Source organism: Hymenobacter sp. BT188 (genome assembly GCF_014333585.1).
Classification (GTDB): Bacteria; Bacteroidota; Bacteroidia; order Cytophagales; family Hymenobacteraceae; genus Hymenobacter.
Genome location: NZ_JACSCW010000003.1, coordinates 559,829 through 580,029, shown reverse-complemented (window position 1 = coordinate 580,029; position 20,201 = coordinate 559,829). Strand labels below are relative to the sequence as shown.

Below are 20,201 nucleotides of genomic sequence, written 5' to 3'. Positions count from 1 at the left end.
ACCAGCTTCCCATAAAAAAGCCCCCCAGAAACGTTTCTGGGGGGCTTTTTTATGGGAAGAGATTCTATTCCGGTCGTGGACGGCCCAGCATGAGCCGCAAATTCAGCCGCACGATGTCGCCCATGGTGCGGCAGCGGTTAAACTGCGTGGTGTGATGATGTTGATTTAACTCTTGTTGCAAAATCGTCGTCTTTTCGGGCGTTGACAACTCATCGGTGCGCATGCAGTCCATCAGGTCTTTGAGACGGTAGCGCTCAGCGCGGGCCCGGCGCGCCATGAGCGTGCGCTCTTCGGTTTGGTATTGCCGGATGCTTTCGCCGGTGAGCAGCTTGCTGCACAACTGCACCACAGCCCGATTATCCTTGAAAAATTGCGGCAGATACATGGTCTTTTTGCCCTCATAGCTCTGCTGATCGAAGTCGATGGCCCGGACGCGGTACTGTTCATCTTCAAAGTCGGGCGTCACGTCAATCACGTAGTTGTAAGCGCGCATATCGCCCAGCAAGCGAGCAAAGCAGCGTTCATTAAACTTGACAAACTCCTTCGCAATCCGCACCTGATTGAGGTGAGGCCGCTGCAAATGGTCGCGAATAAAATCGTCGCCCGGAATACCGGCAATGTGCTCTTCAATCAGCGAGTCGCCGCAGACCAGGTAGTTGATGCTGTTGGGCGACAAAATATGCTCCAGTTCCAGCCCGTATACCCGCGAGGCGTCGGCACGCTTCACGTAGAAATAATCATAGTTATCATTAAACTGATTAACGATGCGCACCCGAAACGGATTAGAGTTGCCAAACCGGCAGTAGTCGATTCTATCCGTGAGCAGATGCTCGCTGAAGGAAAGGTCACCGTCGGTTTTCAGCAGCGCATATACCTCCGTGAGCCCCGCCGCCAGTTCCTGCAAAGCCGAGGGCTCGTAGAAAACCGTCTCCCAGAGCGTATCGCGGCCATTACGATCTAGCAGCGGATAAGCTCCGCTGAAGCGTGTCAGGTCTTTGTAGGTGACGGGCAAGCGGGTTTCGCGGTCGAATTCATGCAGGTAGCGCCGCAGCGGCTCACCGATGGGGTAGTAAATTTTCTTCTTAGAGATATTAGTCATGGGCGGGAGAGGCTGAATGAGGTAAGTTACCAAAAGGCGGAAGACGGTCATGCAGAGCGGAGCGAAGCATCTCGCTCGCGGTCGTCTAATTAGTGCTCCAGCATCAGCCCACGAGATGCTTCGCGTTGCTCTGCATGACGTTCTTTTTTACCCAGCCGTTTTTTCGTCTACCTCCTCCGAAAAATACCGAACTTCGCGGCATCCTTCTATTTGGCTTTCTACTGCCGTTATGAAAAAACTCTTTATCACACTTACATTGGTGCTGGTGTTGCCGGTGCTATCCAATGGCTGGGGCTTCTTTGCCCACAAAACGATTGCCCAAGTAGCCGTATATGCCCTGCCGGGCTCTATGCAGGCATTTTACTTTCGCCATCTGAATGAGATAGTAAAAATGTCGATTGCGGCGGATGAGCGGCGCGAGGCTGACCCCGCCGAGGCCCCGCGCCACTTTATCGACATGGACCACTTCGGCGACGACCCGTTTGGCGACATGCCCAAAGCCTGGGATGACGCGGCGGCCAGATACACTGCCGACACCCTGCGCAAATACGGCACGGTGCCGTGGACGGTATTGGAAGTAAAAGAGAAGCTAACCGAGGCATTTCGCCAGCGCGATACTACCGCAATCATTGCCCTATCCGCCGACCTTTGCCACTACATTTCGGATGCGCACGTGCCGCTGCATACCACTATGAACTACGACGGTCAGCTTAGCGGCCAGGCCGGTATGCACAGCCTCTGGGAGTCGAAGCTGCCGGAGCGCCACATTGCCAAGTACAAGCTGGACAGCAAGCCCGCCAAATACATTAAGGATCCGCAGGCGGCAATCTGGGCCGTGGTGCAGGAGTCGTATGGCTTTCTGGGGGCTACTTTCGATTTGGAAGAGGCCGTAACCCGCAATTTCACGCCCGAAACCAAATACACTTTCTCGCACCGCTACGGCAAAACGCGCCGTTCCTACTCCGATGCTTTCGCGGATGCTTACCACGATAAAGTAGGTGGTATGGTGGCCTATCGGCTCAAGCAAGCGCCGACGGCCGTGGCTTCTATGTGGCTCACCGCCTGGCAGGATGCCGGCAAGCCCGACCTTAACGTCCTCATGAGCCGCAAGCCCGGCAAGGAAGAGAAAGCCAAGCTTGCTGCCGAGCTAAAGCTTTGGGACAAGAACGAGCTGGTACCACAGAATATGCTGCTAGCCTTGCAGAAGGAAAAAGTAGTAGAAAAGGCCGACGAAATAAACTCAGCTGATCAGATGCCGGCAGCGCCTGCCGAGGCAGCGCCCGCTATTGCTCCTGCTTCTGCTGTCGTGCCAGCTTCAGAGCCAGTCATCACGCCCGCTGCTCCTGAAAAAGTAAAGACCAAAGTAAAAACGGAGGCGGGTAATGTGAAGCAAAAGGCTAAAGCCAAAAAAACGGACGACGGTTGGTAAAAAAGCCCCCCACGCTGCGTTTGTTGTCTCTCAACTTCCCCAATGGCTTGCTCACGTAAGTTATTGGGGGAAGTTTTTTTGAAGCTCTGATGAGTGAAAGATGGTATTTCTGAATTTAAAAATACGACCTAACCTTTCTTGGAAACCGTTATAATCAAATAGTTAGCGCCAACAATCAACTAATTATATGGTTGAGCTTCAATTAATTATGAGGAACTAAGGACAGGCCGAACCGTAAGGTTAGTAGGCTTTACTGGGGTTTGAGCCAGGTGAGGCACCTATTCCTTCACTTCATTTCATCCTTTACCACACTACCGCTATGATCTTACGCTATGATCGGCTGGCTATCGAATTGCCCAAGCCCAAAAATCCTTCGCCCAACGATGCCGCCGCTGTGCAGGAGCTATTGGGGGGCAAATTTGGGGAGATGTCGACCCTCATGAACTACACGTTTCAGTCGTTCAACTTTCGGGGCCGCGACCGGCTTCGCCCCTTCTACGATCTGACTTGCTCGATTGCTGCCGAAGAATACAGCCACATTGAGGCCCTATCCTACGCTATCAATCTGCTGCTCACTGGTACTACCGTGCGCGGCACAGACCCCGAGCCAGCGCCCCTCAAAGACGCTACCGACGCTCGTAACACCTACCACTTCATTGCCAGCGGACAAGCAGCATTACCAGTCGATTCGATGGGTAACTTCTGGACTGGCCAAAACGTATTCAGCAGTGGTAACCTTAAGCTGGATTTGCTGCACAATTTCTTCCTTGAGTGTGGTGCCCGCGCGAACAAAATGCGCGTCTATGAAATGGTATCTGACCCCACAGCTCGCGCCGTTATTGGCTACTTGCTGGTGCGCGGCGGTGTTCACGTAGTGGCCTACGCCCGTGCCCTCGAAAAGCTGACGGGTGTGGAAGTAACCAAATTGGTACCCGTGCCCGAGCTAAGCAACAAAGCCTTCCCCGAAGCCCGCAAGCTGGAGGAGCAGCAAAAGCTTCACCTTAAGCTTTATACCTTCAGCCCAGAGGATTACATGAAGGCTGGTATTATCTGGAATGGTCCTCACCCTGAGGATGGTCAGCCGCTGGAGGTAATTCAGGGCGGTGTTCCCGGTGTGCCGTATCCTAAATTGGAGGAGGAGCCCCAGCTCAACGCACCCGGCGCCGATGGCTACGACCCCGACATGTTCAATAGTATCGCCAAGAAGATGGGGATGAAACTGTAGTAGTTCGCTTTCAGCGCCAGCTACTTAGATTTGGGTGTTGTCTTCCTCTGGGAGGGCAACACCTTTTTTTAGGCTTCACCCAACGGGCTACAGACATGAACTGGTCCGTGCATCAGCGTAGTGGTATGCGATTATTCTTTGCTGACTCCAGAATTTGCCCCCCAGGAAGCCGATTTGGGTTACGATTATGCTGGCTCACCTTCTGGCTGCTGACTGCCTGCGGCCAAGCCGAAAAAACGCCCCCCACCGAGGCTGAAGCACCCACCGCACCCACCCTTCCCGGCCCCGACCTCACGTCGCTCGCCGACAGTAACGTGGCCGCCTTGCTCACTCCTTACCTGAAGCAATACCCCGCCGATGAAGTAATCATTCGCACCCGTCATGGCAATATGCGCGTGCGCCTCTACGACGATACGCCCATCCATAAAGCTAACTTTCTGCTACTGGCGCGCCGGGGGGTGTTCGATGAAACCGTCTTCAACCGTGTAGTGAAGGGATTTGCAATTCAGGGCGGGCGGGGCGAAAACCGCACCATTCGGATTGCCCGCTACCGCCTGCCAGCTGAGTTTCAGCCCCAACGTTTTCATAAGCGTGGCGCCCTGGGCATGGCACGCTACGACGACGACCAGAACCCCGACCGCCGCTCCTCCTCCACCGACTTTTACTTTGTGCAGGGAGAAAAGCTCACGCCAGATCAGTCGCGGCAAATGGCGGGGCGCTCCCTCACTCCCGAGCAGGTTCGCACCTACGCCAGCGTAGGAGGCGTGCCTGCCTTAGATGGCAAATACACCGTATTCGGAGAAGTAGTAGAAGGCTTAGAGGTAATTGACAAAATAGCCGCTGAGCCCGTTGATCCTTACAAATGGCCGCTGAAAGACGTACCAATTAAAATTGAAGTAGTAGAGAAGTAATACATTCTGACTTCAGCCTGGCATGCTTCGCGTCCCCAATGCATGACAGGTTGGAGTTAGAATGTCCCTGTACTTATTCGCGGCGAATAGCAGTCAGCAATATCTTGTAGGCGTCGCCTTGTTGAGCTTGGGTAAACTCCCGTAGCTCCTGGCGGGAGAAGCTTTTAATATCATCGGAGTTGAATAAGTTGGGCTCCTTTTCCAGGCTTATATCAGCAGAAGGCACCTCGCGGCGGGCAGGATGAAAGAAAGAACTGTCGGCAGTGAAGCGGACGAGTTGATAGTAGAAGTAGCTCGGCTTGGTAGTGCCCGCAGGCTGGTAGCTGACCACATACACGTCCCCGGCCTTCGGATTGGACAGATGATCCTGCAGCTTTTCCTCTGCACTCTGACAGCCAGCCAGCAGCACTAGCCAAACGAAAATACTGGGCAAAAAATACCGTAGCCGCGACGACGATTGATTTTTCATAAGCTTCTGGGGGGCAAAATTTGATGACGACATCTAGCTATTACGGACTCTAATATGGCTTGCTTCTTCCAGCAATAAAAAAGGCGGCTCGCATCATGCGGGCCGCCTTTTTTACATACTTCAAGAGCCAAAAGATCTACCAGATAACGGCACGTCTGGTTTCAGCGCGCACCATTTTAGCGTCGTCCTTGCAGCCGAACGCCTCATAGAACTGGGGCATATTCTGGAGCGGACCATTAGTACGGAACTGACCTGGGGAGTGCGGATCAGTGAGCACCTGCTGACGCAGAGATTCAGGCCGGGCGTTGGTGCGCCAGATCTGGGCCCAGGCCAGGAAGAAGCGCTGCTCGGGCGTGAAGTTATCTATCTTGGTTTTGGGCTTGCCTTCCAGCTGCTTCTGCAAAGCGGTGTAAGCAATGCTCAGGCCGCCGAGGTCGGCCAGGTTTTCGCCCATAGTCAGCTTACCATTCACAAAAACCGAGTCGAGGGGCGAGAACGCGCTGTACTGCGCCCCTACAATAGCGGCGCGGGCTTCAAACTTCTCTGCATCTTCCTTCGTCCACCAGTCGCGCAGGTTGCCCTCAGCGTCATACTGCCGGCCTTGGTCGTCGAAGCCGTGGGTTAGCTCGTGGCCAATTACCGCGCCCATACCACCGTAGTTTACCGCGTCGTCAGCGTTGGGGTCGAAGAACGGCGGCTGCAGGATACCGGCCGGAAACACAATCTCATTCATCGACGGGTTGTAATAAGCATTCACTGTAGGCGGCGTCATGCCCCACTCCTTCCGGTCGATTGGCTTCCCGAACTTGCTCACATTGTCATTAAATGCCCAAATTCGGGTATTAATAAGGTTCTGAGCGTAGGAATCGCGGCTGATATTCAGGGCCGAATAATCTTTCCACTGATCAGGATAGCCGATTTTCACGGTGAAGGCATCCAGCTTTTTCTGGGCTTCCGCTTTGGTAGCCGCGCTCATCCAGGTGTTCTTCTGAATGTGCTCTGAGAAGGCCGCACGCAGGTTGTTCACCATCTCCAAAGCCTTCGCTTTGGCATCGCCAGGGAATGCTTTGTCAACATAAAGCTGGCCAAACGCTTCGCCCAACGCCCCATCAGTAGCACGCAACATGCGCTTCCAGCGGGGCTGCTGCTGCTTGGCGCCGCTCAACACCTGGTTGAAGCGGAACGACTCATCCACAAACGACTTCGGCAGCGCCGAGGTCATCGAGGTCACGAAGTGCCAGCGCATGTAGGTTTTCAGGTCAGCCAGGGGCGTGTCCTTCATCAGGCTGCTAGCCTCCTTAAAGAATGCAGGCTGCCCTACGATTACTTCCTTAGCGGCACCCAGCTTATTATTAGCCAACAGAGTAGGCAGACCCAAATTTGGGAATTGCTTATTCGCTTCGGCCACCGTCATTTTGTTGTAGTTGGCGTAGGGGTCGCGCAGATCCACGCGGGCTTTGCTGGCTTTGGCAAGGCGCGTTTCGATGCGCATCACCGTGGTCGCGTTTTTGGCGGCTGTGGCTGCATTATCACCAGCGAGCTTAAACGTGTTGGTCAAATACGTCTGATAAGCCGTGCGGATAGCTTTAGAACGAGCGTCGTCCTTCAGGTAATAGTCGCGGTCGGGCAAGCTCAGGCCGCCTTGGTACAGATTAACAGCATACTGGGTGCTAATCTTATCATCCTGACCAACATAAGCGCCGAAAAAGGCACCCGTGCGCAGCATCTGATGGCGAGCCAGCAGCGTTTGCAATCCTTTCAGGTCCTTCACGGCCGCCAAGCGATCCAGCTCAGGCTTCAAAGGCGTCATACCCGCTTTTTCGATGGCCATCGAATCCATGGCCGTGAAGTAGTAGTCGCCTACTTTTTGGGCGTTAGAGCCCTTAGCGGCGCTGGTATTAGCAGCCGCCTCGTCCAGAATCTGCCGCATTACGGCGTTGTTTTTATCAAACAACTCATTGAAGCTGCCCCACGACGACTCTGCCGCTGGCACGGGGTTGTTCTTCATCCAGTTACCACTGGCGAATTGGTTGAAATCCTGACAAGGATCAACCGTCTTATCAATGTTGGCTACGTCAATTCCCACGCCTTTTACCATAGGCTCTTCGGACGGGGCGGTAGAAGTCGTGGCGGTTGCGTCGGTGGTGGCGGGCGGAGTGCTGGTTGCACAGCTAGCCATGGCCAACCCGGCCGCAGCTACCATAGCCAGGGTCAGGCTTTTCTGTTTTTTCATAAGTGGGTGGAAATGCGAAAAAAGAGGGAGAAATAGACAATTCAGTGAAGAAAGATAAAGAAAAAGCTGGAGCGCAATAGTAATGCGAACAACAACAGGGCGCAAAAAAGCCCCCCAGAGGTTTCTGAGGGGCTTTTTTTTAAGTTCTAATTAACTAAGCTGCTTCTTACCAAATACGGGCGCGCTGGTTCTGAGCGCGTACCATTTTAGCATCTTCTTTACAGCCGAAAGCCTCGTAGAACTGGGGCATATTCATCAGCGGACCGTTGGTACGGTACTGCGCTGGCGAGTGCGAATCGGTGAGGACTTGCTGACGCAGATACTCGGGCCGGGCGTTGGTACGCCAGATTTGGGCCCACGACAGGAAGAAGCGCTGCTCGGGCGTAAAGCCGTCGTACTTCGGCACATCGCCGTTCGGATACTTCTTCTTTAGCTGCTTTTGCAAAGCGGTAAAGGCAATGTTCAGGCCGCCGAAGTCAGCCAGGTTTTCGCCCATGGTCAGCTTACCATTCACAAATACGGAGTCGAGGGGCGAGAACGCGCTGTATTGGGCGCCTACCATGTCGGCGCGCTGCGTGAACTTCTCAGCGTCCTCTTTGGTCCACCAGTCGCGTAGGTTACCTTCAGCATCGGACTGACGGCCGCGGTCATCAAAGCCGTGCGTGATTTCGTGACCAATTACGGCACCCATACCACCGTAGTTCACGGCATCATCGGCCTTCGGATCGAAGAATGGTGGCTGCATAATGCCGGCCGGAAACACAATCTCGTTTAGCGACGAGTTGTAGTAGGCATTTACCGTGGGCGGTGTCATGCCCCACTCACCCCGATCAATCGGCTTGCCGAACTTGTTCACGTTGTACTTATAATCCCATTGGCGAGCATTCAGCACGTTTTGCACATACGAATCGCGTGAGATGTCCAGAGCGGAATAATCTTTCCACTTATCGGGGTAGCCGATTTTCACCACGAAGGCATCCAGCTTTTTCTGGGCTTCGGCCTTGGTGGCTGCACTCATCCATTCTAGTTGGCTGATGTGCTCAGACATTGCCTCGCGGATGTTGTTGACCATTTCCATGGCCTTCTCTTTGGTTTCGGGCGTGAAAGCCTTGTCCACGTAGAGCTGGCCGAAAGCTTCGCCCAACGCGCCGTCAGTCGCACGCAACATGCGTTTCCAGCGGGGCTGCTGCTCTTTGGCACCGGTCAGTACTTGCGTGAAGCGGAACGACTCATCGTTGAACGACTTTGGCAAGGCATCGGCTACCGATGATACCACGTGCCAGCGCAGATAGGTTTTCCAGTCAGCCAGCGGCTCCGACTTGAGCGCTGTGCTGGCTTCTTTCAGGAAATCGGGCTGACCTACAATTACTTCTTTTGCCGAACCTACACCCAACTGCTGCAACAGGCCGGGCACGTTCATGTTTGGGAATTGCTTGTTGGCCTCAGCCACCGTCATTTTGTTGTAGTTGGCATACGGGTCGCGCATTGCTACGCGGTCCTTCGACGCCTTTGCCAACCGCGTTTCCAGACGCATCACGGTGTTCGCATTCTTGGCGGCGGTAGCTTCATTATCGCCCAGCAGCTTAAACATATTGGTCAAATATGTCATGTAAGCCGTGCGAATGGTTTTGGAGCGGCCGTCCTCTTTGAGGTAGTAGTCGCGGTCGGGCAAAGTCAAGCCGCCCTGCGACAAATACACCGCGTACTGGGTACTGATTTTGCGGTCTTGGGCTACGCCAGCACCGAACACGGAACGAGTCCGGAGCATTTGCTGCCGCGCCAAAGAGGCTTGCAGACCTTTCAGATCTTTGATGGCCGCAATGCGGTTTAATTCGGGCTGCAGAGGTTTCAGGCCGGCGGCATCAATAGCGGCCGAATCCATGGCGGAGGCGTAGAAATCGCCTACTTTTTGCAGGTTGCTGCCTTTTGTGGCGCTGGTATTGGCAGCGGCTTCTTGCAGAATCTGGCGCATCACGGCCTCATTCTGGTTAATGAGTCCGTTCCAGGAGCTCCAGCGCGATTCGGCGGCTGGGATAGGGTTATTCTTCAGCCAAGTGCCTGAAGCATATTGAAAAAAGTCTTCACATGGATCTACCGACGTATCGATATTGGCCGGGTCCAAGCCCACGCCCTTCACAACGGGTGCCGAAGTGGTGGTAGTTGCAGTAGTAGTGGTCGAAGCGGTATCCGGGGTGGTCGGCGTCTTCGACGAGCTACACCCGGCCCAGGCAAAACTCGCCGCGGCCACGGCGGCCAGCGTCAGACTGTTCAGGTTTTTCATATGAACTTGGATGAGTAAAAAGTAGGTTGAGGCAAGAAAGATAAGCGAAAGCGTGCAAATGGATGAGGGCTAAGTTCTACTTTCTTAAATTCAGACAGCTATACACTCCACGGCTTTTCCTTGCTCCCGCCGCCCTCAATTGCGTACTTTGCTACCTATGCCGCCGCTCTTTAATCGTCGCCCCGAGGCAAATTTGCCCCCCAGCCGTCCGCCGCTGGCTTTGCCCCTGGCCGAGCTGCTGCTGCGCGTAAAGCAAACCCTCACCGACCACTTTGCCGAATCATACTGGGTACTCGCCGAAATCGCGGAGCTGACCGCGCCCCGCCACGACGGCGCTCACTGCTACCTTACCCTCACCGACCAACACCGCACCGGCCGAGGCGCCGAGTTGAAGGCCCAGGCCCGCGCTACCATCTGGAGTCAGCGCTATCAGGCGTTGGCGCCAGCTTTTTATGAAGCCACTGGGCAAGAGCTGCAGCCCGGACTCAAGATCATGCTGCGGGTGCAGATCAAGTTCCACGAGCAGTACGGTCTGAGCCTCGATGTGCTGGCCCTCGACCCGACTTATACCGTCGGCGACTTAGCCCGCCAGCGCCTCGACACCGTGCGCAAACTCACGGCCAAAGGCTTGCTCGATAGGCAGAAGCGGCTGCCGCTCGCCATTGGTCCCCAGCGGCTGGCCGTCATTTCATCGCCCACGGCGGCCGGTTTTCAGGACTTTATGCAGCAATTGAGCGAATCGGTGTTTGATTTCTCCGTTACGCTGGTGCCTGCTCTGATGCAGGGCACGGAGGCGCCCGCCAGCATTCGGGCGGCACTGGACCATATCAGGCCCCGCCGGCGCTACTTCGATGCGGTGGTCATTATTCGGGGAGGTGGTGGCAAAACCGATTTGCTGGCTTTCGACGATTATGGCCTGGCCGCCGCTATCGGCGCTTTTCCAGTGCCCGTTATTACCGGCATCGGCCACGAGCGCGACGAGGCTGTAGTCGATCTGACGGCACATACAGCACTGAAAACGCCCACGGCCGTTGCTATTTTCTTCCTAGACCGCCTGGCCCGCCTCGATGCCGCTTTCGATGGCTACGCAGAGCGTATTCGGGAGCTATCATTAGGCCAGGTTCAAACCGCCGCCGACCAGCTGCACCGGCTTGTGCGCTACACGCACCAAGCAGCTCAAACGCAGTTTACGGACCAGCGCACTCTTCTGCATCAGCGCATTCGGCAGGCGGCCGCGGCTCCGCGGGCGCAGCTGCGGCAGCAGCACCGCCTTCTAAATCGGACCCGTCATTCAGCGCAGCGGGTGGCCCAACAGGCGCTGGCTGGTCAGCAACGACAGCTGCGCACGTTTGGCCGGGCGTTAGCCCAGCGGTTTCGCCGCCATCAGCAGCGACGCCAATTGCAGCTGCTGCGTCGGCGCTACCAATTGCAGTTGGCCACTGAGCGCCTGTTGCATCGGGCCGAGCTACGACTGGCACAATTGCGGCCCGCAGCTCAGTCTGAAGCGCTGGGGGGCTTTTTGGCGAGCGCGGCAGCAGTCTCTCCACCGCAGGGCGCTTCTTTTGGCTAAGCTTCCGGCCGCAGCACCGCTTATATGGCGTTATGCAAACGCAATGAACAGCCTCACGCTTTGCTATCACCAGTCAAAAAAGCCCCCCCGCACTGCATTATATTTCCATTACCCCGCGGCCTGCTTAACTTATTAAACGCCGCCTGACACCTTTCCTCATGACCAACGACCTTACTTATCGCCAAGCTATTGAAGAGCTGGAAACCATTCTGCGAGCCCTTGAAACGGATACGGTAGATGTGGACGACCTTACAGCCCGCGTACAGCGCTCCGCAGAGTTGATTCGACTGTGCAAGCAAAAACTCCGCTCCGCCGAGTCGGCTATCGACCGGGTATTTGAAAACCTAGACGACGAAGACGAATTGGATGAAGATTTTACGGACGAAGATGATGAGGATCAGACGCCTCCCCCGCCCGTTTCCAGTGGCCGCGTCTTGCGTCCTCGTCCGATGGCCCCGCCGCCTGATGCCTCAGGCCAGTTACCTTTCTAAGCAGTAGTGAGCAAGCCTAAAGTTGGGGAATAACGAATAGCACTTATTTTTAAATATTACAGATTCGGCACAGTTTAATCCAATAGGAGCTACCTATATTTGAATCCGTCATTACGCCTATGGTGTATCTGGCTTCATTTCTATTCCTAACACACCTATTTCACCCTCACTTCTATGGACATTACTACTCCCCCATTCGACCCCCGCGCCGGCAGACGAATGAAGCTAAGAGATGCGGTTCGCTGGACTGAGAAATTTCGCCGCGACCATAACGAGCCTACCGAAAAGCCCACTTTGTCGCACTATTTCGGCAAAGACTTTCTGCTAGGTATGCTAAATGAGAAGCCTGAATGTGCCGGTTTGCGCTTCTATCAGGCCATCGATGACTTGGGCGTAGGCCGGGTGGTAGTAGTTGGCGTCGATGACAAAGGCAACGACTTGCTGCCTCACCGTATGAGTGACGGTACTTTACCGGACGACGGAGACGGCGCAGTAGGCGATACACCTATGGGGTGCCCTGAAAATTGCGACCCCAATAGTCCGCTGATGCAGTAGCACTACCGTTATTTACTACTAATAAAATTACTATGGACTCTTGGGCGCGGCTTCATCTCGTTAATCGGGTTTTAGAGGCCGCGCCTTTGTTGCCGTTTGCAGTAGCTTTTCTAAGGCGGCGCAATATTCCGTATAAGCTCAAGCCAGTCTACTACTACATTGGCGCCGAAGCATTTTTCTTTTTTTTAGATAGAATAAGTCGACTTACAATTCGTAACAATATATATATCTATCACTTAGGCACGCTTCTGCTCGTTTTTTTCGTAGCTCAGACATACCGCCGCCTGCTACCTCCTAGTCGCGTTCGAGCAGCTATTCCGATAAGCTTAATTCTCTTTTCAGGAGTTGCCTTCATAGACGCCGCTTTCTTAAGTGGCTTGTTCACTTATCTCAATACCTATTCGCATTCTTTCGGCTGCACTATCCTTATCGTTTTGGCATTGGTTCATATTTCCCATTTAATAAACTCATCACCTTATACTGCGCTGGAAAAACAACCAGACTTTTTTTTAAGTGTGGCGGTGCTACTATACAGTTCGTGCTCAATTATCTCCTTTGTAGCAGTCAAAACAATCTATACTTCTGATTATGACTATCATACAACGCTGAATTTAGACAGGCTTTTTACTACGCCAGATGTACTGCTTTTTGCCATTGCTATGGCGCTATTAGCTTGGATGTTCGCCTTTTATCCACTTAGCACTGCGCCCCGACGTGCCCTACCTAAATGGCTGCATTACAGTAGTTGGCGACCGCGCCCCTTCCGCTTGCTGCACCAGCCACTTTCTGAGCAGCTACGGAATGAGGAGCTTCGAAAGTGTTAGGTATTTAACATTCGCTCTTAGTTACCTTTATCCGTACTATGGGGGGCATTTCTCCATATTCTTGGCTGTTGTTTTAATCTAATACTTTCTTGCCACTAAGTACGCGTCTGTTAGCAGATGGTGAGACTTGGTGAAGCTGCCCATTATGTCGAAGGAGCTTATTGCCCTCCTGCTTATCACACCCATTCTGCTGCTGCTAGCCGGCGGCATCGTGACGTTTGTGATTCGGGATCAGCGACGGCGCTTGCGACAACAGCTCGAGTTGCAGATGATGCGAGAAGATGCGCAGCAGCAGGCGCTTGAAGCGGCGCTGCTTGCCCAGGAAGAAGAGCGCCAGCGCATCGCCGCCGATCTGCATGATGGGGTAGGCACTACGTTGGCCATTGCCAAAATGCACCTGCACTCCCTCGGCGACCCAACCCGTACGCAAGAAGCCACCGACCTGCTCGATCAGGTAATTACAGAGGTGCGACGTATTTCTCGTAATCTGCTACCGGCAGCTTTACAGAAGTTCGGGCTGCCCTTCGCGCTGGATGCACTAGCTCGTACCGTGCCGCCTGATGCGCAAACTAAAGTATTTATAGAGCAGGAAGGTACCCCGCGTCGCCTCGATCCTGGTTTGGAGTTGATTGTGTACCGCATTGCGCAGGAGCTATTGGGTAATGGCCTCAAACATGCACAAGCTGACACGTTGCGCATTGCTGTTAATTTTCAAAAGCAGCAGCTTAGCCTGCACTACAGCGATGATGGTGTAGGATTTAACCCGATTGCCAATGAAAGTATGCCTGCCCCTGGCACACGTACCGGACTGGGCCTTACCAACTTACGAAGCCGGGTGGCTGTGTTGCGCGGAACCCTCCATCATGAATCTGCTCCGGGCGATGGTACTCGGGTTTGGATTACACTCCCAATTCCTTATCTTGTTAACTATCAAGAAAATATAAATTCATCTATCCATGAATAGTGATATTATTCGCGTCGCGGTTGTCGATGACCATTTGTTATTTCGTAAAGGTTTACGGGCTTTGGTCAATGGTTTTACTGGTATGGAGGTTCTTTTCGAAGCTGGCGACGGACAGGAACTTCTTGAGCGATTGGACTTTGGAGTAGTGCCCGACGTGATTCTGATGGATTTACAGATGCCCGTGCTCGACGGTTTGCAAACGGTTCGGCTGCTCCGGGTTCAGTACCCGTATGTGCGCGTCATTATTATTTCTATGCATGATGAGCCCGAATTAATCGACAATCTGCGGGCTGAGGGCGCGCATGGCTATTTACTTAAAAACGCGAATCCGGAGGAAGTGCGTAAGTCTATCGAAATTGTCATTCGCCAAAAAACAGCTCGACCTGCTTCGCTGGTTAAAAAATAATTCAGGATATATTACTGCTTTACTAAAAAGCCCCCAGCAAGTATCTGGGGGGCTTTTTAGTAGATCGCTCAGCTGATTTTGCGCGGTTAACAGCTGGCGCTACCTACTAGATTAACTCCTGCGCTGGATCCCAGAAGACATTTTTAAAGTCCTGCACCTGATCGTCGGCTATCCGTACGCCTTCGGCTTCCAGTGCTTCCTGCATGGCGGTAGGCGTAGCAAAATGGTGACGCCCCGTAAGCAAACCGTTTCGATTGACGACGCGTTGGGCCGGAACCTGCTCCAATCCTCGGGCCGGCACGGCAGCAATGAGGGCATATCCTACCATACGTGCCCCATGGCGAGCACCCAAATAGTGCGCGATAGCGCCATAGGTACTTACCCGGCCGGGTGGAATCAGACGAACGACTTCGTGCACATCCTGAAAAAAATTGCGCTGGCTATCTGTCGGTTCTTTGGGTGTGTTCATGGAGCAAAGTAAATGGAAAACCGCATCCAAATCGGCAAGCAAAACAAGCTCCACTGTAGCAAAAAACCGTTTTTTTATACTAACCCGACTCCCCTTACAGTCGTACCATAGCAGAACGAGGCTTAGAAAAAGCCTCGTTTTGTTTCTCGTTTTTATTCCTCAACCCATCCAACCTAACAAACTGCTATGTTCGACAAACTAGAAAGCCTCGACGATTTATTAGAAATGCAACTCAAAGACCTTTACAGCGCCGAAAATCAGCTAGTGAAGGCCCTGCCAAAAATGGCGGCTGAAGCTAAAGACGGCCGCTTGCGCCAAGGTTTTGAGAAGCACCTGCAGGAGACCAAAAACCAAGTAGCCCGATTGGAGCAAATTGGCAAGGCAATGGACCTAAAGCTGAGTGGCCACACCTGTAAGGCTATGGAAGGACTGATTGCAGAAGGCAATGAAACCATGTCGGAGAATGCAACCGACGAAGTAATGGACGCCGCCCTGATTGCTTCTTCCCAGCGCATCGAGCACTACGAAATTGCTGGCTATGGCACAGCTGCTCACTACGCTGAGCGCCTCGGCCACAGCGAAGCTGCTTCTTTGCTCCGTCAGTCATTGCAGGAAGAGCAACTGACTGATACCAAGCTCAACGACCTAGCGAAGAATTACCTGAACCAGAAGGCGATGTAAGCTTACTGAATATTTTTACAAAAAAGCCTGCAACCCGCAGGCTTTTTTTGTGTCATAAGTGGCTAAGCGAACCATTCTTAAAAGGGCAGCTAGTACCATCGGGGGGCAAAATCGGGTTGCGGACACTTTGTTTGAAACACTTATTTACCCCCAACGGCGGCTACAACTAAACTTACTAAGGGGCCACGGCGTTGATATACACCGCTGCCCCAAAGGTCTTTATAACACTGATACTGAGTTGGGAATAGCTCCCTCACCACATGCAAACTAAGGAGAAAGAAGTACTTGTGCCCGAAGAGATAGAAGAGTCGCGCCCCGGGCGCAGAATACTCTGGATTGTCCTGACCGTAGCAGCCATTGCAGCGGCGGTTTTTGTTAAAATGCGCTACTTCCCTTCCCCCACGGCGGGTGGAAAAGGAGGTCCGGGGGGCAAAAGTGCTCCGGGCGGGGGCGGCGGGGGCGCGGGTGGTGGAGGCGCTAAAGCCCCGGTGCAGGTATATGTGGTGCAAGCCACTAATCTATCCGATCAGGTGGCCGCTACAGGCTCCGTACTCCCCGACGAATCGGTGGTTATTAAAAGTGAGCTTTCAGGTAAAATCACCAGCCTGAACATTAAGGAAGGCCAGCCGGTGAAGAAAGGCCAGTTGCTTTTCAGCATCAATGCTGATGAAGCGCAGGCGGCAATTCGCAAGCAGGAATACAATATTAAGCTTTACCGCGACCAAGAGCGGCGCCAGCGCACTCTGCTTGAGAAAGAATATATCAGTGCTCAGGAATATGAGCAGGCGAATAACCAATACCTCACAGCCCAATCGGATTTACAAGCGCTGCGTGCTACCCTCGACCGCGCTTTCGTACGTGCTCCCTTCGATGGAGTGCTGGGCCTGACGACGGCCACCGTTGGCACTTATGTGAGCCCTGGCTTTGAAATTACGACGCTTTCCCGTGTACGGCCCGTTAAGATTGACTTTGCTGTACCTGGCCGCTTTGCCAATAGTGTACGCGTTGGCGACGTGGTGAAGGTAACTGACGAAGGCACCAATAAGCAGTATGATGCTAAGGTTTACGCCATCGATCCTCAAATTGACCCCGTCAGCCGCACCCAGCCCGTGCGTGCCCGCTACGCCAACACTAAAAACGAATTGCGCCCCGGCGCTTTCGTGAAAGTAAACCTGCAGCTCGGCGAATCAACAGACGCTTTGCAGGTACCTACTGAGGCCGTAATTCCAGAAGCCAGCGGCTACAGCGTGTACACGGTGGAAAACGGGAAAATGGTCCCCAAGAAGGTAAAAATCGGTATTCGCTCGGATAAAGTGATTCAAATAACCGATGGCCTAGCCATTGGCGACAGCGTAATTAAAACCGGCATTCTACAAGTAAAGCCAGGTGACGCTGTGCGCGTGGTTCGTGACTAAGTAAGCACACCTCTGTTTTCGAAGCAGGGGCTTTTTATTCCGTAAGACATTATGAGCTTATCCTCAACCAGTATCAACAGGCCCGTTCTCGCCATCGTGATGAGCCTCGTCATCGTGATATTTGGCGTTATTGGATTCCGGTATTTAAGCATTCGGGAATACCCAAGTGTAGACCCACCTATTATTAGTGTTTCGGCTTCCTACACGGGTGCCTCCGCCGACGTAATGCAGGGCCAGGTAACGGAGCCTTTGGAAGAGGCCCTGAACGGTATTGCGGGTATTAAAAACTTAACTTCCAGCTCGCGCGATGGCCGCACTCAGATCACGGTAGAGTTTGACCTCGATGCTGACCTGGAAACTGCCGCCAACGACGTGCGCGATAAGGTATCCGGTGCTCAGGGTCGCCTTCCGCGTGACATTGATCCGCCCGTTGTGAGCAAGGCTAACGCCGACTCTCAGCCTATTGTGCTTACTTACGTTAGCTCCAACCGACGCAACCTGTTAGAACTGACAGACTATGCTAACAACACGCTGAAAGAGCGACTCCAGACTATTCCGGGCGTTTCCGAGATCCGCATTTACGGCGAGCGGAAGTACTCTATGCGGCTTTGGCTGGATCCTGTGAAGCTATCGGCACTGGGTGTGTCGCCAGTGGACGTGCAGGCGGCTCTCACCCGCGAAAATGTGGAACTACCCAGCGGCGCTGTGACAGGAGAGAATACTCAGCTCACCTTACGTACCATGGGCCGCCTTACTTCGGTCGAAGAATTCAACAACCTTATTATTCGTAAAGACGCTTCGTCTTTGGTGCGGCTCTCTGATATCGGCTACGCTGAGCTGTATCCAGAAAACGATCAGACGATCTTCCGGATAAACGGCACGCCTGGCGTAGCGCTAGCCGTAGTGCCCCAGCCCGGCTCCAATCAGATTGACATTGCTGACGAATTTAACAAGCGCATTGAATTATACAGTAAAGACCTTCCAGATGACCTGAAGCTGCAGACGGCTGTTGACTACTCTATCTTCATCCGGCAGTCCATCTCCGAAGTAGAACATACTATCATTGAAGCGTTCGTGCTGGTAGTAGTTATCATCTTCCTGTTTCTACGTGACTGGCGCTCTACCCTTATTCCAGTAGTGGCCATTCCGGTGTCGCTGGTGGGTATCTTCTTTGTAATGTACCTGCTCAACTTCTCTATTAACGTGCTTACGCTGCTAGCTATCGTGCTAGCTATTGGTTTGGTGGTGGATGACGCAATTGTGGTACTAGAGAATATCTATTCCCGCATAGAGGAGGGCGAAGACCCTAGAACGGCCTCCATCAAGGGTTCCGAAGAAATTTTGCTGGCTGTAGTTAGTACGACGGTGGTACTGGCAGCGGTATTCCTGCCAGTGGTATTTCTGACGGGTATCACGGGTCGCCTTTTTCGCGAGTTCGGCATAGTGGTAGCAGGCTCAGTACTGATTTCTGCCTTCGTATCGCTCACTCTTACCCCCATGATGTGCTCGGTGCTGCTGAAGCGCGAGGAAAAGCACAACTGGTTTTACCGCAAAACCGAACCGTTTTTTGTGCGCATGATTGAGGGGTACGAGAGCAGCCTAAAAACTTTCCTTCGCAACCGTTGGATGGCCTGGTTGATTGTGGTAGGCACAGGCATAGGCATTTGGGGCTTTATGAAAATTATTCCCTCAGAGCTAGCGCCTGTTGAAGACCGTAGCCGCGTCACAATGAGTTCTACCGGACCGGAAGGAGCCTCGTTTGAGTATATGGACGCTTATATGGCCGACATAACCAAACTGGTTAACGACTCGGTCAGCAAGGAAAACTTAAGTAGCGTCTTCACCGTGACTTCACCGGGATTTGGAGGTAGTGGCAGCAATTCAGGCCGAACGCAGGTAATGCTCCTTGAGCCTGATAAGCGCCCCCTGACGCAGGATCAAATCGCAGCTACTTTGTCAGCCGGTGTAAAGCGCTTGTCAGCAGCCCGTACCTCCGTTTCGCAGGACCAGAGTATTGGTAATGGCGGGGGCGGGTTGCCGGTTCAGTTTGTTATTCAGACTCAAGACTTCGAAAAGTTGCGTGCGGCAGTACCTAAGTTTCTGGATGCCGCCCGCCAAGACCCAACGTTCCAGTTCGTAGATGTTAACCTGAAGTTTAATAAGCCGGAGTTGCGCATTACCATTGATCGGGAAAAGGCTCAAAGCCTGGGCGTATCAGTGCAGAGCATCAGCCAAACCCTACAAGCAGGCCTAAGCGGACAGCGCTATGGCTATTTCATTCGCGGCAGCAAGCAGTATCAAATTATCGGGCAGGTAGCCCGCGAAGACCGCAACCAGCCTTTGGATGTGCGCTTATTATCAGTAAAAAGCGCTGACGGCAAGCTGGTGCAGCTAGACAACGTGATTCGACTCACGGAGAGCAGCACGCCGCCCCAACTGTATCGGACCAACCGCTATAATTCGGCAACCTTCTCCGCTTCGCTGGCGCCTGGTCAAACCCTCGGCGACGGAATCGCGGCTATGCAAGCCATTGCCGACAAACAACTGGATGAAACCTTTTCGACCGAACTCTCGGGCGCGTCCCGCGACTTCCAAGAGAGCTCTTCTTCCTTGGTTTTCGCTTTCGGTTTAGCTCTGATTCTTATTTATCTGGTGCTGGCTGCGCAGTTTGAAAGCTTCCGTGACCCCTTCATTATCATGGTAACCGTACCGCTGGCTTTGTCGGGTGCACTTTTAAGCTTATGGTATTTCAACCAAACCCTGAATCTGTTCTCGCAGATCGGTATCATCATGCTCATTGGATTGGTGACTAAGAACGGTATTCTGATTGTTGAGTTTGCGAACCAGCGCGTAGAGCGTGGCGCAGATTACATGACAGGCTTGGTGGAAGGTGCTACCGCCCGTTTGCGCCCCATCCTGATGACCAGCTTATGCGCCATTCTGGGTATTCTGCCTATTGCCATAGCTACCGGCGCGGGCGCGCTTAGCCGCCGGGCCATGGGTATTGGCGTAGTAGGCGGACTGTTTTTTGCTACGGGCCTCACGCTGTATGTGGTACCGGTCATGTACTCGTATTTTGCTACGGCTAAGAAGCACAGCAAAAAGCAGGAAGAGACTGAGAAGGCCTTAGTTGCCTAATAATTGCCCCCCAGGTTGCTCAGCTGAGGTAGCGGTTGATA

At 53.3% G+C, this 20,201-nt stretch carries 17 protein-coding genes; 12 read left to right on the top strand and 5 right to left on the bottom strand.

Annotated elements, in window-relative coordinates:
* Positions 1-64: 64 nt before the first annotated feature.
* Positions 65-1,099 (bottom strand): hypothetical protein, encoded by a 1,035-nt coding sequence (locus tag H8B13_RS10585; protein WP_187310757.1) that lies wholly within the window; start codon positions 1,097-1,099, stop codon positions 65-67.
* A gap of 229 nt (positions 1,100-1,328) precedes the next feature.
* Between H8B13_RS10585 and H8B13_RS10580 the strand changes: the two genes are divergently transcribed.
* From H8B13_RS10580 to H8B13_RS10570, 3 genes are all read left to right on the top strand, one after another.
* The gene (locus tag H8B13_RS10580; protein ID WP_187310756.1) at positions 1,329-2,528 is read left to right on the top strand and encodes a zinc dependent phospholipase C family protein; all 1,200 of its coding nucleotides are present in this window, start codon (positions 1,329-1,331) and stop codon (positions 2,526-2,528) included.
* Positions 2,529-2,847: 319 nt separating this feature from the next.
* On the top strand, positions 2,848-3,753 hold the full coding sequence (locus tag H8B13_RS10575; RefSeq protein WP_187310755.1) for a manganese catalase family protein: 906 nt from the start codon (positions 2,848-2,850) through the stop codon (positions 3,751-3,753).
* Positions 3,754-3,848: 95 nt separating this feature from the next.
* Entirely contained in the window at positions 3,849-4,664 is an 816-nt protein-coding gene (locus H8B13_RS10570; protein ID WP_187310754.1) for a peptidylprolyl isomerase, read from the top strand.
* A 73-nt stretch (positions 4,665-4,737) separates the two neighbouring features.
* Here H8B13_RS10570 and H8B13_RS10565 read toward each other — a convergent pair whose 3' ends face one another.
* The 3 genes from H8B13_RS10565 to H8B13_RS10555 form a co-directional block, all read right to left on the bottom strand.
* A complete protein-coding gene (locus tag H8B13_RS10565; RefSeq protein ID WP_187310753.1) occupies positions 4,738-5,133 on the bottom strand; it encodes a hypothetical protein in 396 nt (131 codons plus the stop codon).
* 136 nt (positions 5,134-5,269) lie between these two features.
* Positions 5,270-7,366 (bottom strand): M13 family metallopeptidase, encoded by a 2,097-nt coding sequence (locus tag H8B13_RS10560; RefSeq protein ID WP_187310752.1) that lies wholly within the window; start codon positions 7,364-7,366, stop codon positions 5,270-5,272.
* 166 nt (positions 7,367-7,532) lie between these two features.
* On the bottom strand, positions 7,533-9,647 hold the full coding sequence (locus tag H8B13_RS10555; protein ID WP_187310751.1) for a M13 family metallopeptidase: 2,115 nt from the start codon (positions 9,645-9,647) through the stop codon (positions 7,533-7,535).
* A gap of 157 nt (positions 9,648-9,804) precedes the next feature.
* On the opposite strand from H8B13_RS10555, the gene xseA reads away from it, so the two are divergent.
* The 6 genes from xseA to H8B13_RS10525 all read left to right on the top strand — a co-directional run bounded on the left by xseA (position 9,805) and on the right by H8B13_RS10525 (position 14,457).
* Positions 9,805-11,217 (top strand): exodeoxyribonuclease VII large subunit, encoded by a 1,413-nt coding sequence (gene xseA / locus H8B13_RS10550; protein WP_187310750.1) that lies wholly within the window; start codon positions 9,805-9,807, stop codon positions 11,215-11,217.
* Positions 11,218-11,375: 158 nt separating this feature from the next.
* Positions 11,376-11,708, top strand: a complete 333-nt coding sequence (gene xseB, locus H8B13_RS10545) for an exodeoxyribonuclease VII small subunit (protein WP_187310749.1) — start codon at positions 11,376-11,378, stop codon at positions 11,706-11,708.
* A 174-nt stretch (positions 11,709-11,882) separates the two neighbouring features.
* Complete coding sequence (locus H8B13_RS10540) at positions 11,883-12,263, top strand: hypothetical protein (protein ID WP_187310748.1); 381 nt, start codon at positions 11,883-11,885, stop codon at positions 12,261-12,263.
* 32 nt (positions 12,264-12,295) lie between these two features.
* Complete coding sequence (locus tag H8B13_RS10535; protein WP_187310747.1) at positions 12,296-13,087, top strand: hypothetical protein; 792 nt, start codon at positions 12,296-12,298, stop codon at positions 13,085-13,087.
* 145 nt (positions 13,088-13,232) lie between these two features.
* Positions 13,233-14,051, top strand: a complete 819-nt coding sequence (locus H8B13_RS10530; RefSeq protein ID WP_187310746.1) for a sensor histidine kinase — start codon at positions 13,233-13,235, stop codon at positions 14,049-14,051.
* Positions 14,044-14,457 (top strand): response regulator transcription factor, encoded by a 414-nt coding sequence (locus tag H8B13_RS10525; RefSeq protein WP_187310745.1) that lies wholly within the window; start codon positions 14,044-14,046, stop codon positions 14,455-14,457. Before H8B13_RS10530 ends, H8B13_RS10525 begins: the two co-directional genes overlap by 8 nt.
* Positions 14,458-14,563: 106 nt before the next feature.
* Here H8B13_RS10525 and H8B13_RS10520 read toward each other — a convergent pair whose 3' ends face one another.
* Complete coding sequence (locus tag H8B13_RS10520) at positions 14,564-14,926, bottom strand: MGMT family protein (protein WP_187310744.1); 363 nt, start codon at positions 14,924-14,926, stop codon at positions 14,564-14,566.
* A 186-nt stretch (positions 14,927-15,112) separates the two neighbouring features.
* On the opposite strand from H8B13_RS10520, the gene H8B13_RS10515 reads away from it, so the two are divergent.
* The 3 genes from H8B13_RS10515 to H8B13_RS10505 all read left to right on the top strand — a co-directional run bounded on the left by H8B13_RS10515 (position 15,113) and on the right by H8B13_RS10505 (position 20,160).
* Positions 15,113-15,607 carry a ferritin-like domain-containing protein gene (locus tag H8B13_RS10515; protein ID WP_187310743.1) on the top strand — a complete coding sequence of 165 codons (495 nt, stop codon included), beginning with the start codon at positions 15,113-15,115 and terminating at the stop codon, positions 15,605-15,607.
* Between the two features lie 260 nt (positions 15,608-15,867).
* On the top strand, positions 15,868-17,022 hold the full coding sequence (locus H8B13_RS10510) for an efflux RND transporter periplasmic adaptor subunit (RefSeq protein WP_187310742.1): 1,155 nt from the start codon (positions 15,868-15,870) through the stop codon (positions 17,020-17,022).
* A 51-nt stretch (positions 17,023-17,073) separates the two neighbouring features.
* Entirely contained in the window at positions 17,074-20,160 is a 3,087-nt protein-coding gene (locus H8B13_RS10505) for an efflux RND transporter permease subunit (protein ID WP_187310741.1), read from the top strand.
* Positions 20,161-20,201 lie beyond the last annotated feature (41 nt).

Coding starts and splice junctions, on each gene's coding strand:
- H8B13_RS10505 (WP_187310741.1), top strand. CDS start 17,074: ATGAGCTTATCCTCAACCAGTATCAACAGGCCCGTTCTCGCCATCGTG.
- H8B13_RS10530 (WP_187310746.1), top strand. CDS start 13,233: ATGTCGAAGGAGCTTATTGCCCTCCTGCTTATCACACCCATTCTGCTG.
- H8B13_RS10585 (WP_187310757.1), bottom strand. CDS start 1,099: ATGACTAATATCTCTAAGAAGAAAATTTACTACCCCATCGGTGAGCCG.
- H8B13_RS10535 (WP_187310747.1), top strand. CDS start 12,296: ATGGACTCTTGGGCGCGGCTTCATCTCGTTAATCGGGTTTTAGAGGCC.
- H8B13_RS10575 (WP_187310755.1), top strand. CDS start 2,848: ATGATCTTACGCTATGATCGGCTGGCTATCGAATTGCCCAAGCCCAAA.
- H8B13_RS10510 (WP_187310742.1), top strand. CDS start 15,868: ATGCAAACTAAGGAGAAAGAAGTACTTGTGCCCGAAGAGATAGAAGAG.
- H8B13_RS10560 (WP_187310752.1), bottom strand. CDS start 7,366: ATGAAAAAACAGAAAAGCCTGACCCTGGCTATGGTAGCTGCGGCCGGG.
- H8B13_RS10570 (WP_187310754.1), top strand. CDS start 3,849: ATGAACTGGTCCGTGCATCAGCGTAGTGGTATGCGATTATTCTTTGCT.
- H8B13_RS10580 (WP_187310756.1), top strand. CDS start 1,329: ATGAAAAAACTCTTTATCACACTTACATTGGTGCTGGTGTTGCCGGTG.
- H8B13_RS10525 (WP_187310745.1), top strand. CDS start 14,044: ATGAATAGTGATATTATTCGCGTCGCGGTTGTCGATGACCATTTGTTA.
- xseA (WP_187310750.1), top strand. CDS start 9,805: ATGCCGCCGCTCTTTAATCGTCGCCCCGAGGCAAATTTGCCCCCCAGC.
- H8B13_RS10515 (WP_187310743.1), top strand. CDS start 15,113: ATGTTCGACAAACTAGAAAGCCTCGACGATTTATTAGAAATGCAACTC.
- xseB (WP_187310749.1), top strand. CDS start 11,376: ATGACCAACGACCTTACTTATCGCCAAGCTATTGAAGAGCTGGAAACC.
- H8B13_RS10520 (WP_187310744.1), bottom strand. CDS start 14,926: ATGAACACACCCAAAGAACCGACAGATAGCCAGCGCAATTTTTTTCAG.
- H8B13_RS10540 (WP_187310748.1), top strand. CDS start 11,883: ATGGACATTACTACTCCCCCATTCGACCCCCGCGCCGGCAGACGAATG.
- H8B13_RS10565 (WP_187310753.1), bottom strand. CDS start 5,133: ATGAAAAATCAATCGTCGTCGCGGCTACGGTATTTTTTGCCCAGTATT.
- H8B13_RS10555 (WP_187310751.1), bottom strand. CDS start 9,647: ATGAAAAACCTGAACAGTCTGACGCTGGCCGCCGTGGCCGCGGCGAGT.